15 protein-coding genes are annotated in these 16,791 nt (G+C 42.3%); 13 read left to right on the top strand and 2 right to left on the bottom strand.

From position 1 onward, the window contains the following. Positions 1-74 precede the first annotated feature (74 nt). The 7 genes from lgt (at position 75) to K9H14_00725 (ending at position 8,012) form a co-directional block, all read left to right on the top strand. Positions 75-872: a prolipoprotein diacylglyceryl transferase gene (gene lgt, locus K9H14_00755; protein ID MCG9478721.1), complete on the top strand. Its 798-nt coding sequence runs from the start codon at positions 75-77 to the stop codon at positions 870-872. Positions 873-1,296: 424 nt separating this feature from the next. Next, positions 1,297-1,458 (top strand): YHS domain-containing protein, encoded by a 162-nt coding sequence (locus K9H14_00750; protein ID MCG9478720.1) that lies wholly within the window; start codon positions 1,297-1,299, stop codon positions 1,456-1,458. Between the two features lie 135 nt (positions 1,459-1,593). Next, positions 1,594-1,812, top strand: coding sequence for a YHS domain-containing protein (locus tag K9H14_00745; protein MCG9478719.1), 219 nt, complete (start codon positions 1,594-1,596; stop codon positions 1,810-1,812). Positions 1,813-1,923: 111 nt separating this feature from the next. After that, positions 1,924-4,236: a spermine synthase gene (locus K9H14_00740; protein ID MCG9478718.1), complete on the top strand. Its 2,313-nt coding sequence runs from the start codon at positions 1,924-1,926 to the stop codon at positions 4,234-4,236. Continuing rightward, positions 4,233-4,775, top strand: coding sequence for a hypothetical protein (locus K9H14_00735; GenBank protein ID MCG9478717.1), 543 nt, complete (start codon positions 4,233-4,235; stop codon positions 4,773-4,775). The genes K9H14_00740 and K9H14_00735 overlap by 4 nt, the downstream gene beginning before the upstream one ends. A gap of 162 nt (positions 4,776-4,937) precedes the next feature. Further along, the gene (locus K9H14_00730) at positions 4,938-7,430 is read left to right on the top strand and encodes a heavy metal translocating P-type ATPase (protein MCG9478716.1); all 2,493 of its coding nucleotides are present in this window, start codon (positions 4,938-4,940) and stop codon (positions 7,428-7,430) included. Positions 7,431-7,727: 297 nt separating this feature from the next. Then, a complete protein-coding gene (locus tag K9H14_00725; GenBank protein ID MCG9478715.1) occupies positions 7,728-8,012 on the top strand; it encodes a metal-sensitive transcriptional regulator in 285 nt (94 codons plus the stop codon). Positions 8,013-8,192: 180 nt separating this feature from the next. Here the strand turns inward: K9H14_00725 and K9H14_00720 are convergent, their stop codons facing one another. Beyond that, positions 8,193-8,681: a hypothetical protein gene (locus K9H14_00720; protein ID MCG9478714.1), complete on the bottom strand. Its 489-nt coding sequence runs from the start codon at positions 8,679-8,681 to the stop codon at positions 8,193-8,195. 403 nt (positions 8,682-9,084) lie between these two features. Here K9H14_00720 and K9H14_00715 point away from each other — a divergent pair, with 403 nt between their 5' ends. After that, positions 9,085-9,912 (top strand): FTR1 family protein, encoded by an 828-nt coding sequence (locus tag K9H14_00715; protein ID MCG9478713.1) that lies wholly within the window; start codon positions 9,085-9,087, stop codon positions 9,910-9,912. A 216-nt stretch (positions 9,913-10,128) separates the two neighbouring features. On the opposite strand, the gene K9H14_00710 is transcribed toward K9H14_00715, so the two are convergent. Beyond that, positions 10,129-10,290 carry a hypothetical protein gene (locus K9H14_00710; protein MCG9478712.1) on the bottom strand — a complete coding sequence of 54 codons (162 nt, stop codon included), beginning with the start codon at positions 10,288-10,290 and terminating at the stop codon, positions 10,129-10,131. A gap of 992 nt (positions 10,291-11,282) precedes the next feature. Between K9H14_00710 and K9H14_00705 the strand changes: the two genes are divergently transcribed. Genes K9H14_00705 through K9H14_00685 form a run of 5 tightly spaced genes read left to right on the top strand, consistent with a single transcriptional unit; the run spans position 11,283 to position 16,752 of the window. Next, positions 11,283-11,729, top strand: coding sequence for an Rrf2 family transcriptional regulator (locus K9H14_00705; GenBank protein MCG9478711.1), 447 nt, complete (start codon positions 11,283-11,285; stop codon positions 11,727-11,729). Between the two features lie 56 nt (positions 11,730-11,785). Beyond that, the gene (locus tag K9H14_00700) at positions 11,786-13,087 is read left to right on the top strand and encodes an O-acetylhomoserine aminocarboxypropyltransferase/cysteine synthase (GenBank protein ID MCG9478710.1); all 1,302 of its coding nucleotides are present in this window, start codon (positions 11,786-11,788) and stop codon (positions 13,085-13,087) included. Between the two features lie 26 nt (positions 13,088-13,113). After that, positions 13,114-14,259, top strand: coding sequence for a radical SAM protein (locus K9H14_00695; protein MCG9478709.1), 1,146 nt, complete (start codon positions 13,114-13,116; stop codon positions 14,257-14,259). Then, entirely contained in the window at positions 14,256-15,626 is a 1,371-nt protein-coding gene (locus K9H14_00690; GenBank protein MCG9478708.1) for a cystathionine beta-synthase, read from the top strand. The genes K9H14_00695 and K9H14_00690 overlap by 4 nt, the downstream gene beginning before the upstream one ends. Next, the gene (locus tag K9H14_00685) at positions 15,616-16,752 is read left to right on the top strand and encodes a cystathionine gamma-synthase (protein MCG9478707.1); all 1,137 of its coding nucleotides are present in this window, start codon (positions 15,616-15,618) and stop codon (positions 16,750-16,752) included. The genes K9H14_00690 and K9H14_00685 overlap by 11 nt, the downstream gene beginning before the upstream one ends. The last annotated feature ends 39 nt before the right edge of the window (positions 16,753-16,791 follow it).

Here is a 16,791-nt window from a genome sequence, read left to right as displayed (position 1 = left end):
ATAGATTTTTATATCAGTTAGAGGATAAATTAGAAAATACGGTACAAAAATATATATAAGGAGAAATATTTAAAATGGATCCTACTGCTTTTAGTGTGTTAGGATTAGAAGTAAGATGGTACGGAATTTTAATTTCCGTATCCCTTATAACCGGACTGTTGGTAAGCTATTTGCTTGCAAAATACAGAGGCCAAAAAGAAGAGGAAATATTAAATTTTGCACCCTTTGCAATAATACTTTCCATAATTGGTGCCAGACTCCTGCATGTTGCAGTTAACTGGTCCTATTATATCAACCATCCGGCCCTTATATTAAGTTTCAGAAGCGGCGGTCTTGCCATCCACGGGGTTATCATGGGCGGCTTTATCGCCCTTTTGCTGTTTGTTAAAATAAGGAAATTAGACCTTTGGTTATGGGCTGATATCCTGGTACCGGCTTTAATTCTGGGCCAGGCCATAGGCAGATGGGGCAATTATTTTAATCAGGAAGCTTTTGGAAGGCCAACCAGCCTCCCCTGGGGTATTTACATTGATCCTGCACACAGGCCCTATGGTTATGCAAGCTACGAGTATTTCCATCCTACTTTTTTTTATGAGTCAGTTATAAATTTTTCTTTATTCTTTCTGCTTCTGGTAATGCACAGGTTTTATAAAAATAAACCAAATAGAATTCCCTCTGGTTTGATATTTTCGATGTATCTGGGCGTATATGCTGTTTATAGAACCTTTATAGAGTCATACAGGATAGATAGTTCATATATCGGAACAATAAAGGTTGTTTATGTTATAAATATAATTGCTTTAGCTGCTGCTCTTTTTATTAGCGGCTATGTAATAAGGAAATTTAAGGAAGAAAAAAAATTAGAAACATAATGAGCTTATGATTTAGCTTTCTAATTATTAGATTTAAATTGTATGGGCTTATCTAATTTCCCCCGGGCCGTTTTTCAGTGAAGGCTGCCTTATAAAAAAAATCAGAGGAATTTATATTCACTTTTCAATTCCGGCTATAGTATTTTTTCTGCAAGGCCTTCTGAATTTATAAACCCGGAACAGGTGTCCGGCTTAACCGGAATATGCAGATATTTTTTTAAGAGATGCCTTTTATAATCATTGTTCTCGTATAATAGGATTAAACAGGGCTCTGTTTTTGACTTTGAGCCTGGAAGCCGCAGTTAAAAAATACTTAAAGCAATGGTGCACTTGACACCCATAAAAATTAAAGGTATTATACAGGTACCCTGTAAGGGTATAATATGTATTTTTACTTAAAGCTAAATGATGGGAGGTGAATAAAATGGCAGAAAAAGTAATAGATCCGGTTTGCGGAATGAAAATTGACAAAAGTGGAGCAGCGGCAACTTCAGAATATAAAGGTAGAACTTATTATTTCTGTGCAGAAGGCTGCAAGACTCAGTTTGAAAAATTCCCTGAGAAATATTTAGGAAAAAAAGAATGAAACAGTTGTTGCTACGCAGAATCATCATTTAATTGCTTAAAAAGAAATTATTTATCCTTATGGAAATCCAGGGAAAATGCTGAAGCCGCAAAGCTATTTAAATCAACAGGAAAAAAAAGCATAAAGGGGGAAATTATGTGGGGCAGAGCCAAGGATCCGGTATGCAAGGTGAAGGTTGGAAAAAAAACTCCATATCGGTATAAATTAAACGGCAGAACCTATTATTTTGATTCGGCTGCCTGCAGGCAGACCTTTAAAGAGAATCCGCAGAGCTTTGTAGGCGGGGGGATAGATAAGAATTTTATCCAAAACCTTTCCGATTCAGGTGATGGGAAACGTAAAACATGCCACTAAAAAAGCTAACCGGTAAAAAACTTGGAGCATTTACCCTGGCTTCTTTATCCGGCGGGGATGATTTAACAAATAATAGGACAGCAGGCAGAAATGTCTGGGTAGGTTTAATTGATGAAAGAGAATAAATTAAAAAGAGATAATCTAAGTAGAAGCATTTCCCTGCCGCCATTGCTGGTAAGCTTATTTTTAGTATCAGTATCCATGTTTGTCTTCCAGGTCGTCCTTACCAGGGTGTTTTCTCCTATGCTCAGGTACCATTTTGTGTTTATGCTGACTTCGATGGCTATATTTGGCTTGGGCATAGGAGGAATGATTGTCTATAGATTGGGCAGGAAGAGTACTGAAAAACAGCTTATAAGCCGGCTCCCGGGATGGCTTTTACTGTTATCAGCATCATATATAGGTATTTTTTCGCTGATATTTAAACTGCCGTTTATGAATCTGTTTGTGTTTTATTCCCTTCTGGCTGCTATTCCCTATATTTTAGGGGGAATCTTTATTTCCACAATTTTTAAAATCATGCCGGAAGATAGCCACAGGTTATACTTCGCCGATCTTTTTGGCGCGGGGGCTGGCAGTCTGGGTGTAGTCATTTTTATGAATCAGCTGGGTGTTGCCAATACAATACTGCTTGTTTCCGGATTTGCCCTTATCTCTGCCCTTATTTTAGCCTGGAGGCTAAATAACAGTAAGCTGAGATTAGCATCAATTGTTTTTATGGCGGTTTTAGTGCTGGTGGGGTCCTACCAGCCCGGAGTTGAACAATTTGAAAGCAGGTTCAGGGGATATTTTACAAGCCCAATGACTTCACTGGCAAGGATTAGAATGGCAAACCTAGAGCACAAGCTGGAAGATTGGTCCTGGGATGCTTATTCAAGGACCGATGTTATTGATACCTCTAATGATGATAAAAGTAAAGTAGTTACCATAGATGGCGGGGCAAACTCCCAGATGCTGCGATTTGACGGAGATTTAAGCAAAATGGAGTATCTCAGAGAAGATTTAAACTATTTGCCGTTTGATATGGGGAAGAATGAAAAGGTACTTCTTATAGGACCAGGGGGCGGAAAGGATATAGTATTGGCATTGCTGGCCGGCAGCAAAGACATTGACGCGGTTGAAATCAGCGGCGGAAGTGTGGATATGGTCAAAAGATATGCCCAATACAATGGAGATATTTATGGAAGGGATGAGGTTGATACATTCATCCAGGATGGAAGAAATTTTGTAAAACAGTCCGGGGAGCAATACGATATAATCTATCTTGCCCAGGTTATGACTGGGGTTGCAGAGACGACGGGTTATGCCTTAGCTGAGAATTTTATTTATACAAAAGAAGCCATCAGGGATTATTGGTCAGTTTTGGATGATGATGGCAGAATATCTTTTATTCTCCATGATGCTAATGATTTGAGAAAAATGACCCTGACTATAGCAGAAGCCTTGGAAGAGGCTGGAGTAGACAGAAGTCAGATTGCCAGCCATATTGTGATGGTCAGTCAAAATAGTGGGGAAAGCCATGATGATAATATTTTAATGCCGCTGGTAGTGGTTAAAAAATCACCGTTTACCATACCTGAAACAGGGCAGCTTCAAGAGATTATAGATAGCCGTATGCATTCCCCGCTTCATCTTCCTTATTTAAAAGAGGACAGCATCTTGAAGGGATTTAGCGATGGTAATTTAAGCACCTCAGATTATTACTTTAAGGAGAATATGAACTTTGTGCCCACTACTGACAACAAACCGTTTTTCTTTGATTTTAACCGGGGAGTGGATATGGTTTTGGTCAGCCTGCTGGCTGCAGCCCTGCTGGCACCATTGTTTTTCAAACCTGCCTTCAAAAGGAACAATATGAAGAGGTCACCATACTATTTCATTGGACTGGGCACAGCATTTATGCTGATCGAGATTCCCCTCATACAGATGTTCTCACTTCTGTTGGGGCATCCCACCCGCTCCTTTATAATTACCTTGATTGCTTTGCTGGCGGGCGGAGGAACAGGCAGTCTGGTAGGGAGCTGGAGAAAATTTCAATGGAGGGGCAAATACCTGCCTCTGCTGGTTATTCCATTTTTAACAGCTGCCGTTTATTTCCTATTAACCGGGCTTATGAATAAATGGATTGTTTCATCCAATGATATAAGGATGTTAACTTCTGTGGGTATACTTTTCCCTCTGGGGTTTTTTATGGGCATGCCCTTTCCCTACGGAATCAGGATATTAAAAAAGGCAAAAAAGGAAAACGCCGTTCCCCTTGTATGGGGGGTAAACGGTATCATGTCGGTGGGAGGTTCGGTATTGGCTGTCATAATTTCTATGAAATTAGGTTTTACCTATACTCTGGCAGCAGGGGCACTTATTTATCTATTGCTGTTTTTGTTGATGCCTCTTTATGAAAAGGGCTGGAGACTGGGGAGATGAAAAGGTTTAATTTAATTACCGTGGTTGTTTTTATATTATCAATTCTGGCAGCATTTGGATTGGATCGGGTTTCAAGCGATTATGAGTTTGTTCCCGATGAACAGCCGGCGGTAGAAGAAAATATGCTGGATCTTAATCAGCCAATATCCCGGGAGCAGTTTTTGCAGTTTTGCCAAATTAACGGCGACCCGGTTAAAGACGGAATACAGGCTCAGGTAATTTTTTTAAACCCATTCCAGGAAATGGGAGACAACTATCTGGTTTTCCAAGTTATGATAGATATATACACCGAAAAGGTAGGTGATTATAAAATAACAGATTCAGTAACCCTGGAGGACAGCAAAGGAAGAAAGGTTAGCCAGGGATTCGAGTGGCAGGAACATGAACACAGTAATGAATCCCATATCATGGGGGTATTAATGGTTCCCAATTTGGAGGGCGGGGATTCGCTTCTGGAAGAGGATGTAGAGTGGGTAAAATTAACTATTGAGAGTATAGATGAGAGAAAACCTATACAGTTTAAATGGAAAAATGGATAATGTAATTAACAATTTATGACTAAAGAGGCCAAAAGGGCTGGTAGCTATTTGGATGATTTATTAGCCTGTTAAATTGATAATTTGCGAAAGAAGTTTGATGCTGTAGTATTTAAAAAAATGCCACTTATAATTATATAGCTTGCAGGAGGGGCTTTAAGATATATGAATAAAGTAAAGAATGAAAAGATTGCGTTAGCATTAATAGGCATGAGCTGTGCCAGCTGTGCCCAGCGGATTGAAAAGGCGCTTTCAAAAACGGAAGGAGTCGAGTCTGCCCGGGTAAACTTTGCAGCTGAAAAGGCTTTTATAAGCTATGATTTTCGGAGGGTAAATGAGGAAAAGCTGATAGAAGTAATAAGGAATGAAGGATATGATGCAAAGGCAAGCCAGGAAGAGGCATTAACCGTTACCTTCAAAATTTCAGGCATGAGCTGTGCAAGCTGTGCCCAGAAAATAGAAAAGGAATTAAACAGCAGGGATGGAGTTGTGCGGGCCAGCGTCAATTTTCCTATGGAAAAACTGACGGTTAAATACGACCCCTCGGCTATCAGCCAGGTGGAATTTAAAAAAATCGTGCAGGGCCTGGGATATGAATTAACCGGAGAAAAAAAGGAAGAGGAAAAAGATAAAGCCATGGAGCAGATGTCACATACTGCAAGGCGGATGTGGTTTGCAATTTCCTTGGCCGGCCCTATCATGATTATGATGGCTATACATATGTTTGTGGTAGCCATTCCCTATTATTTTCCGATTATATATATCCTTGGTTTTCCGGTAATATTTATTGCCGGTTGGGAAACGCACCGCGGTGCGTTTAAGTCAATAAAAAACCTTAGCCCCAATATGGATACGCTGGTAACCCTGGGCTCTTTGGTCCCCTATCTGCTTAATATTTTGACTTTCTGGCTTCCAATCACCTCTTTTGTGGAGATGGCTACTGCTATCCTTACCCTTCATTTGGTAGGAAGGTATCTGGAAGCAAAGGCCAAGGGAAGGGCTTCACAGGCGATTAAAAAGCTGCTTGAGCTGGAAGCAAAGAATGCGCGCATTATGGTGGAAGGAAAAGAAATAGAGGTTCCTGTTGAGGAAGTGCGGGTGGGGCAGGTCATGGTGGTCCGTCCTGGTGAAAAAATTCCCTCGGACGGGGTGGTAATTGACGGCCAGAGCACGGTAGACGAATCCATGGCCACCGGAGAATCACTGCCGGTGAGAAGAGTAAAGGGGGACGCTGTAATTGGCTCCACTATTAACAAGCACGGCTTGTTAAAAGTAAAGGCTACAAAAGTGGGCAAGGATACCTTTCTGGCTCAGGTTATTAAAATGGTAGAAGAATGCCAGGGATCCAAGGTGCCCATCCAGGAATTTGCAGACCGGGTTACCGGGTACTTTGTGCCGGTGGTGATTGTTGTATCCATCCTCGCTTTTGTCTCCTGGATGGTTTTTCCTGATTTCCACATAGCTATTGTTGAATATTTTAATTTTCCCTGGAGCACTACTGCTATACCGGTTTTTTCACTGGCCATACTGGCTACCATAGCCGTTCTGGTTATCTCCTGCCCCTGCGCACTGGGATTGGCTACCCCCACAGCTATCATGGTGGGCAGCGGCTTGGGAGCTGAAAAAGGGATTTTAATCAGGAAAGGCGAAGCCATACAGACGATGAAGAATATAAGGGTAATTGCTTTTGACAAAACAGGTACAATAACCAAAGGAAAACCAGAGGTCACCGACCTTATCCCCCTTAATGGTTTTATTGACAGGGATCTCCTTGTTTATGCTGCCAGCGTGGAAGCTGCTTCTGAGCATCCTCTGGGCGAGGCTATGGTAAAACAGGCTAAAGAAAGAAATATAGGCTTAAAAGAAGTCAGAGACTTCTCTTCGGTAACCGGAAAAGGCGTTTACGGCAGCATAGACCAAAAAAAGGTTCTGGTAGGGAGCCCCAAATTAATGGAGACAGAAAAAATCTCTTACCAACAACATATGAAAGAACTGGAGGGCCTGGAAGACGAAGCAAAGACAGCTATGCTGGTGGCGGTGGATGGAAAGCTTGCAGGTATTATAGCCGTAGCCGATACCCTTAAAGAAGACTCGGCAAAGGCTATTGCAGAGATAGAGAAAATGGGAATGAGAACAGTCATGATCACCGGAGATAACCAGAGAACTGCCAAAGCCATTGCCCGCAAGGTGGGCATGAGCAGATATCTGGCCGAGGTTCTGCCGGACGGGAAAGTGGATGAAATAAAGAAGCTTCAGGAGGAATTTGAAAATGTAGCCATGGTAGGGGACGGCATAAACGATGCTCCGGCCCTAAAACAGGCCAATGTGGGAATAGCCATCGGCGCTGGTACCGATATAGCCATAGAATCAGCAGATATCACCCTTGTGAGGGGAGACCTCAGTTCCATTATATCTGCAATAAAACTGTCTAATGCCACTTTTAATAAGATCAGGCAGAACTATTTCTGGGCCTGGTTCTATAATGCCATAGCTATCCCCGCTGCCTTTCTGGGGCTAATCCACCCCATAATTGGGGCTGCGGCTATGGCCACAAGCTCCTTGAGCGTGGTGCTTAATTCAACCCGCATAAGGAAGGCAAAAATTGAACCTTCCTATATATCAGAGGAGAAGGCTGAAAATAGTGCAGGTTCTACATAAGGAAAGGCCCGATCTTTATATCTGTTTTCTGGCAATATATATCATATCTACCCAGGGCTAAAAGTCAGATTAACAGGCAGCGGGCATTATTAAGGAAGATAATGCACCCATCAGGGGAGCTTGGGTATTAATGAGGATTATGCTGTGATATTATTATAACCCCTGCTTAATGTCAGGACTGCAGACATTGCAGGTTTTTACAATGGATTTTTATAAATTGATAAGTCATGCATAAACTGGGATTAAACCGCTTGAAGGAGTGCGGTTACGAGTAAAACCAATAGTGGGAGGGTATAAGTGCTAACTGAGGAAATACAGAAAGATGCTGTTAACAGGCTAAAGAAAATAGAAGGCCAGGTCAGGGGGCTGCAGCGGATGGTAGAGGAAAGGAAATACTGCGTTGATATACTGCTGCAAATCTCTGCAGTATGCGGAGGCCTTAAGAAAGTAGGCCATGGTGTTTTGGGGAACCATGTTAAGACTTGCGTGGCTTCTGCGCTGTCTTCTTCATCCGAGGAAGATAAAGATAAAAAAATTCAGGAGCTTATAGAGGTATTTGACAGGTTCATGGATTACAAATGAGAAAAATTTGAGGTAACCTATAGCTTTAGTTTTATAAGAAACCTGCCTATTCTCTCCCCGTATTCGCTTTTATATAGGCCCTTAGACTTAAAACCGTGCTTATGGTAAAGGTTTATGGCTTGCTTATTTCAGGGCTTACGGTAAGTTTGATCCTATTTATATTTTCCTTTTTAATTATCTCTATTGTCCCGGAAAGGAACCTGGTTCCCAGGCCTTTTGACCGGCAGCTTTTTTTAAGGTAATGGTAATAATCCTGGATTTCCTGTAAGCGATTCCCAGTACTGCCAATACCATAATGGCTGAAAAGAGGAATATGCCCCCGTTTAGGTTAGTTATGCCATACACAAACCTTTCCAGAAGGTTGCGGCCCGGGTGTATATCAGCAGCAAGGTAGCCAATTTGGGGTACGTCCCGGCCCCAGTTTATCTCTAATATTGTCTGCAAATACCATAGCAGTGAAAACAGGAGAACCGAATAAAGGATAGCCAACCTGCTGAAAAGCTGCTTACCCCTTATTTTCCTGCCCAGAAGATGCCGGGTGATAAAGATGAGGGCAAATACCAATAGGATCATACCCGCCTGTTTGGTAAGGGTTGCCGCCGAGGCACACAGGACGGTAATCAGCATAATTTTGGGTCGGGTAATATCCCTGCCAAAAATCAAAATCAAATATAGAGTCAAAAACATAAAAAAGAGGCGGCTATATCAACATAACCTGTCCTTATAAAATCAAAGGCGTAAATTAAGATCAGGGAAGTGTACAGTATTAGGGCTACAAAGTAATCAGTCCGCCTTTTTTTAGGTAAAGGTCGAAAAACAGAAGAAGCACAAATAGGGGAAAAGGGGTATTATGGACTTGGCAAAAAGAATTAGGGTAAATAAATTGTAGGTACATAAAGCTTTTGCCGGATATAAACTTTATAGCGCTTAAAGCTCTATATTTAATAAATGTTATTGACAGATATTTTCATAGATAATTTTTAAATGACACTCCCAAAATAATATTTGACAATGCAGGCTTATTATAATAAAGTTAGGCAAACCTAAATTTTATAATTAGGAGGAAATAAAAATGTTATCAAGTTTTTTTATAGCGTTCAGAGAAGGCCTTGAGGCCTTTTTAGTCATAGGAATTATAATTAGTTATCTGACAAAAATCGGGGAGAAAAAATATGTTAAACATGTAATCTACGGAGCGGTCTTAGCAGTTGTCTTAAGCATAGGGCTTGCCTATATATTTCAAGTCCTGCTGGGGGGATTTGAAGGAAAGGTTGAAGAGGTCTTTGAGGGCATAGTAATGATGCTAGCAGTAGTAGTATTGACCTATATGATATTTTGGATGAATAAACAAGCCAAAAGCATTAGAGGTAATATTGAAGCATCTGTAGGAAAAGCAATAGATAAAGGGAGGATATTTAGCCTTTTTTTCTTAGGTTTTATTGTGGTATTCAGAGAAGGGGCAGAGACTGTTTTATTTTTTAGGGCTATCAGTTACCAGGTAAATTCTTTTGAACTTATATTAGGGGGAACTGCTGGAATTTTGTCCTCAATTATTTTGGCAATAATATTTTTCTTGTCTACAAGGAAAGTAAACCTGGGGGCATTCTTTAAAATTACTGGTATATTAGTAATGCTAATTGCTACGGGCCTTTTTTCTACAGCCATACATGAATTCCAGGAAGCTGGGATTATGCCAGTAATAAAAGATAATATTTACGATATCGGAAATGTTTTGAGTAAGGAGAGCATCTTTGGTGGAATATTAAGGTCACTTTTTGGATATAATCCTTCCCCTTCTTTATTAGAAACAGCAGGGTATGTAATATATATATTGGTAGTTTCATTGCTTATTAAAAAATTTTATTTTAGCAATCCCAAAGAGGTAGTTGAAAAGAATTAATTTATAAAAGGTTCATATGGATAAATAAATAGGATTATGCTCTTGTTTGAGATTTTTTTACTTTTGCATTATCGATTAAAGGGTGTCTTTAGTAATATACCAGAAAAGATTTAATGATAAATTTAGTTCTTATATAAATAAGTTTATAGATGTCTTGCGGATTCTATTATAAGTGGGGGTAATATTTAGAAGCAAAAGATAATAAATGCTTTAAAACTACTGTATCTTGGCTTTTATAAGCCACAATGCTTTTAAACGGTCAATATCCTTTATTTTTTTGTCTATCTCGTCTATTGGGTCAAGGTAGTTGGAAAGGATTTTGTAATCAACTGGATTAATCTTGGTATTCCGCAAGGTGAGTTTTCTTAGTTTCCCCAAACATATTGGAAAGATTTTCAAGGCCATGGTAGCGGTGGTTGTTTCTATACACTATGGCATGGATTTTAGATTTTTCTCAAAGTCAATAAATTTTTTTTGAGTTTATACTATCAGTAATATTTTAGGGATATTTAATTTACACAAATAGAATAGAAGAATTAAGCATGTTAGCAATTTTTTAAAAGTGAACACTTTATGATTTAAAAGTGAACCGCTTTTAGGTCACTATTTTTGATCTTTTTAACGTCGATAAGCTCTTTATCCGACCAGAACCTCAGTTCGGAGAACTGGGTATTAAGTGGATAGATACGTCCATTTACAGAGTGCCTAGGCTTGCCGTTTACGGCAATTTCAAGATTATTTATGGATATCTTTCTGTAGGGACCAATAATCCTGTCAAGCCTGAGTGCAAAGATATCTTTTGTGGACTTATGCGCGGGGACATAAGACAAAATTCCCTGAAAAGGGAGACTTTTTCCTCAAGTGCTCTTCGAAATCTTAGATAAGGAATCTCGCCGGTAGTGGAATGGACCTGCCTGTAGTTATACCTTGATATCTCTTTTTTTAGAAACTCTCTGGGCACCTGTAATATCACTTATTCCTTCCCGGGCACAGGTCTTTACAATCCTGTCCTGTATCCACCTGTAAGGCCTCTCAATTTTCCCTTTCACATAGGTTCTCAACTACACCGTGTGGCACCGGTAGAAAAACATTTAAGGTTACCCACCCGTTTATCCCCCAGTAACGAAAAGAGTATGAATTTGTAGAAAGAAGACTTGCCGGTTAAAACCTGCAGTTAATCTTTAGGCTTACCCGGCTACAGGTGGCTGCAAGCATCTAAAAAAGAAATTAATTGATACTGGCATAATATACCAAATATAAAGGGCATAGACGGTAGAATTGCCTATTTTTCTTGACATTGTATTTTAAACTATTATAATCCTTACTAAACATATTGAAATAATAAGAATAGTAGTGTTATAAGAAGTACTATGATGGGTATATCTACAAAAGGAAGATACGGCACCCGCTTTATGCTAGAGCTGGCTTTAGGTTACGGGAAGGGTTTGGTGCTGCTAAAGGATATCGCCAGGAGGCAGTCTATTTCTGAAGGATATCTGGAGCAAATTGTCCCCAGCCTTAAGGCTGCCGGCCTAGTAAAATCATACCGGGGCGCTTATGGGGGATATACCCTGGCCAGGGATCCATCCAAAATAACAATAACTGAAATACTCACTGCCCTGGAGGGCTCCCTTGACCTTGTGGACTGCGTTAACCGGCCCCAGAAATGCGATAGAGCCGATACCTGTGCGGTCAGGGGGCTGTGGAGCAAGGTAAGCAAAAAAATTGTAGATATGCTGGATTCTGAAAATTTGGGGGATTTGGCAGAAAAACACAGGCACAAGCAAAAAAACCAGCCATTGATGTTCCACATCTAGCTAGTGGATTAGGTTATACTTTTATTTTAGCAACATTAATACGGGGAGGAAATAATATGTTTAAGAAAAGAAGAATAGATACCATAGCATTACATGCGGGACAAGAGGCACCAGATCCTGCTACCGGGGCCAGGGCGGTGCCTATTTACCAGACCACTTCTTTTGTTTTTAAGGACACCCAGCACGCGGCAGACCTATTTGCCCTGAAAGAATTTGGCAACATCTATACGCGGATAATGAATCCCACTAATGACGTTTTTGAAAAAAGAATGGCTGCCATTGAGGGAGGAACCGGAGCCTTAGGAGTGGCTTCAGGTCAGGCTGCAGAAACCATAGCCCTGCTGACCATCACTGAGCCGGGGGAGGAAATAGTTTCTGCCAATAATCTTTATGGGGGCACCTATCAGCTGTTCCACTATACTTTCCCCCGGCTGGGCAGGAAAGTAAAATTTGTTGATTCACAGAAACCGGAAGAATTCAGGAAAGCCATTACTTCCCGGACCAGGGCTCTATATGCGGAGACCATTGGCAACCCCAAGCTGGATATCCCAGATTTTGAGAAACTGAGCAATATTGCTCATGAGGCAGGTATACCGCTGGTGGTGGACAATACCGTGGGTGTAGGGCTGGTTGCCCCGATAGATTACGGGACTGACATCACAGTTATATCTGCCACCAAGTTTGTCGGAGGCCATGGTACCTCTATTGGGGGAGTGATTGTTGATTCGGGAAACTTTAACTGGGGAAATGGCAATTTTCCCAAGTTTACTGAGCCTGACCCCAGCTACCATGGGATAAAATACTGGGAAACTTTTGGCAATTTTCCGGATATGGGCAATATTGCTTTCATTATAAAAGCCAGGGTACAACTGCAGAGGGATCTGGGTGCAGCTCTTAGCCCTTTTAATTCCTTTTTGTTCTTGCAGGGGCTGGAGACATTGCCCCTGAGGGTAGAAAAACATTCCCAGAATGCCCTGGGAGTGGCCAGGTTCCTGGACAGTCACCCTTTAGTGGAATGGGTAAATTACCCCGGGCTTGAAAACCATCCCAGCCACCAGCTGGCTAAGAAATACCTGCAGGGGAAGTTTGGGGCTATAATTGGTTTTGGAATCAAAGGTGGCCTGGAGGCGGGCAAAAGATTTATTAATTCAGTTAACCTCCTTTCCCATCTGGCCAATATTGGCGACGCTAAAAGCCTGGTAATACACCCTGCTTCAACTACCCACCAGCAGCTGACTGCTGAGGAGCAGGCCCAAACTGGAGTAACCGAAGATTATATCCGCCTCTCTGTGGGGCTGGAGGATTTAGAGGACCTGAAGGAAGATATCGGACAGGCATTAAGTAAAACAGCAGAGTAGCCAAATTTAACCTGGAGGCATATAAGATGGATAAGTATAAGTATTTAAACATTAAGGCGGAGTTGCTGGTGGAGGGAATACAGGCTACTCCCCAGGCCCTTGAAGGGGTGGGTGAAATATATAAGGAGCAAAACCACGGTCTTTTCGGGTGGGATTTTGAAGACCATGCCCAGATGCTGCTTCCCGATGATTTTGTGCTGCCTGACGGCACCACTGTCCAATTTAGAAAAAACAGCGCCTCCCCGTATAAGGCTGATTTAACAACGGAGGGGCTAATGCTTAGCTACAGGGGAAAAGATATATGCAGGCTGGAATGGATTTTAAGGCCTAAATATTACAGCAAGAAAACCGGCAGCAACCAGAAAATGGTTAAAATTGGGCAAATTGGCGGCCAGGATTGCCTTTTTTTCTGTTACCAGAACTATTGCAGTCATTTTGCCAAGGGCAAGCAATGCCTTTTTTGCAACCTTAATTCAACTTTTAGGACTTATAAGGCTGTGCTAAAGAAAAAAGATATAAAAGATATAGGTGAAGTAGCCCGGGAAGCCTTCTCAGAAGGCATGGTAAAGCATGTCCTGCTCACAGGAGGGTGCTTTAGCCACCAGAAAGAAATTGAGATGGTTTCTGCAATTGTAAATTCTATTAAAAAACATACTGGTTTTGACCGGGTGCCGGGGACAATACTTCCCTCTCCACCGCGGGGAGAGGACGAAATAAAAAGGTATTATGATACCGGCATAGAGTCAATTGGCTTTTCCATGGAAATATGGGACCAGGCTTTGTATAAGGCAATCTGTCCCGGCAAGTCCGGAAGCACCAGCCACCAGGATTTTCTAAGGTCCATAAGGGCTGCGGTTAAAATATTTGGCGAAGGAAACGTATATGGCGTATTTGTTATGGGGATTGAGACCAAAAAAACATTTTTGGAAGGAGTCAGGGCGGTTACCAGCCTGGGGGCTAATGTGGTTCCTTTTGTATGGTCACCCAATCCCGGGTCAGGATTTGAAGGCCACCGCCCCCCGGCAGGCAGATGGTTTGTGGAAACAATCCTGGAAGCTGCGGACATTGTAGAAAGTTCTGGCATTCCCCGGGGAGATGAAAACCACTGTTACAAGTGTGACGGAAACAGCCTTTTGCATGATGCCTTAAGGCTGCGGGGAGAAGAGGCATGAGAAAAGAATTTAATAATGTGCTTGAAGCAATCGGCAGAACTCCCCTGGTTAAGCTTAACCGGATAACAGAAAACATAAAATCAACCATATATGTAAAGCTTGAGTCACTTAACCCGGGAGGAAGCGTAAAAGACAGGATAGCGCTGCAGATGATAGAAGCAGCAGAAAAAGATGGGCACCTTAAGCCGGGAGGCACCATTGTTGAAGCTACAGCAGGAAATACCGGAGTTGGCTTGGCTATGGCGGCAGCCATTAAAGGGTATAGGACCATTTTTGTAATGCCTGATAAGATGAGCGGAGATAAAATCAGCCTGCTAAGAAGTTATGGGGCAGAGGTGGTTATTGTCCCCACCTCGGTTCCCCCGGACTCTCCTGAAAGCTATAACGGGGTAGCAGGAAGGCTAGCCAAAGAGCTTCCGGGAGCATACCGCCCCCACCAGTTTGAAAACCCTAATAATCCCCGGGCACATTATCTTACTACCGGGCCGGAAATATGGGAAGATTCTGCCGGAAAGGTAGAGATATTCGTGGCTGGCATGGGTACAGGGGGAACTATTTCGGGTGTATCGGCATACTTAAAAGAGAAAAATCCGGATATAGAGATTGTAGGCGCGGATCCGGAAGGCTCCATACTTTCCGGTGACAGCCCCAAGTCATACATGGTAGAGGGGATAGGGGAGGATTTTATACCTAAAACCTTTAACCGGCAATTAGTTGACCATATGGTAAGGGTTAGCGATAAAAATTCTTTTAATACCGCTCGCCGCCTTGCCAGGGAAGAAGGTTTGCTGGTAGGGGGGTCATCAGGCACTGCTGTTGCAGGTGCCTTAAGCTATGCCCGTAGGTTAAAAAACCCCAAATACATAGTAGTGCTTTTGCCGGATACAGGAAGGAACTATTTAACAAAGATTTTTTCTGACCAATGGATGAAGGAAAATGAGTTTTGGGAGGGTAAAGCGGCAAGAACAACCAGGATTAAGGAAGTTATGGGCCACAAGAGGAATTTTCCTGCATTAATAGCGGTTACCCCGCAGAATACACTGGCTAAAGCGGTAAAGCTTATGCAAAAGTTTAATATATCCCAGCTTCCGGTTATAGATGGGAAGCAGGTGGCAGGAGGCTTGGATGAGGCTTCTGTTATGAAGTTATTGCATGATGGCACAGATTTTGAGAATATAAAGGCTTCTTCAGTTATGGGAAGTCCACTTCCCATGCTGGAACAGGATGTTGATATGCTGGAAGCCTACAGGATTCTTTTATCCGGCAACACTGCCATAGTGGTTGCCAGCAACCATAACCCGGTGGGGGTAATTACCAGGGTTGATTTGATAAACTACTGGTCTTACAGGAGAAACCATGAAATTTGAGACCAAAGCCATACATTCCAGCCAGCAGCCTGACCCTCTGACAGGGGCGGTGACTACCCCTGTGTACCAGACTTCTACTTACCAGCAGGAAGAAATTGGCAAACACAAGGGATATGAATACTCGCGGACCGGTAACCCCACCAGAGATATACTGCAAAAACTGGTGGCTTCACTGGAGGGCGGAAAATATGGACTTGCTTTCTCTTCGGGCGTAGCGGCTACAGCTGCCGTGTTCAGCTTGCTCTCAACAGGGGACCATGTGGTAGTGGGTGATGACATATATGGGGGGACCTACCGCCTGATAGAAAAAGTTTTTGCACCCTGGGGTCTTAAGGCCAGCTATGCTAATGTAGATGATATGGGAAGCTTTAAAAAAGCTCTGAAAAAAAATACCAGGCTTATCTGGGTGGAGACTCCTACTAATCCCCTGCTAAAGATAGTCGACCTCTGCAAGCTGTCTACCCTGGCCAGGGATAAAAAAATTATGCTGGCAGTGGATAATACCTTTGCCACCCCTTATTTCCAGAAGCCATTGGCCTTGGGAGCAGATATAGTGGTGCACAGCACCACTAAATACTTATCCGGTCATAGCGATATTGTAGGAGGCGCAGTAGTTACCTCAGACAGGGGAATTCATAATCGCTTAAAGTTTTACCAGAATGCGGCTGGTGCAATCCCCGGGCCCTGGGATTGCTGGCTGGCAATTAGGGGAATAAAAACACTGGCAGTGAGGATGAGGGAGCATGAAAAAAATGCCCTGTACCTGGCAGATTACCTTAACAGGCATCCCAAAGTAGAAAAATTATACTATCCTGGGCTGCCTGAAAGCAGGTATTATGATATTGCTTCCAGGCAGATGAGCGGCTTTGGGGCAATGATAAGCCTGGAGCTTAAAGGGGGGTACCAGGAAGTAAAAAGCTTTATATCAAAACTTAAGCTTTTCCTGCTGGCAGAAAGTTTAGGGGGAGTAGAGTCCCTGGTATGCTATCCTCCCAGGATGACCCATGCAGCTTTTTCAGCAGCCCAGAGAAAAGAAAGGCAAATTAATGATAACCTGGTAAGGCTTTCGGTGGGAATAGAGAATAAGGTAGACTTAAAGAATGATATAAGGGGGGCTTTAACATAGGAGGGAAGGCGGATAAAAGTGCCTGATAGGCAGACTACG

The organism is Actinomycetes bacterium, assembly GCA_022396035.1.
Lineage (GTDB): Bacteria > Actinomycetota > Humimicrobiia > Humimicrobiales > Humimicrobiaceae > Halolacustris.
Note: the sequence above shows the minus strand (reverse complement) of the source record. Positions and strands in the feature narration are given on the sequence as shown.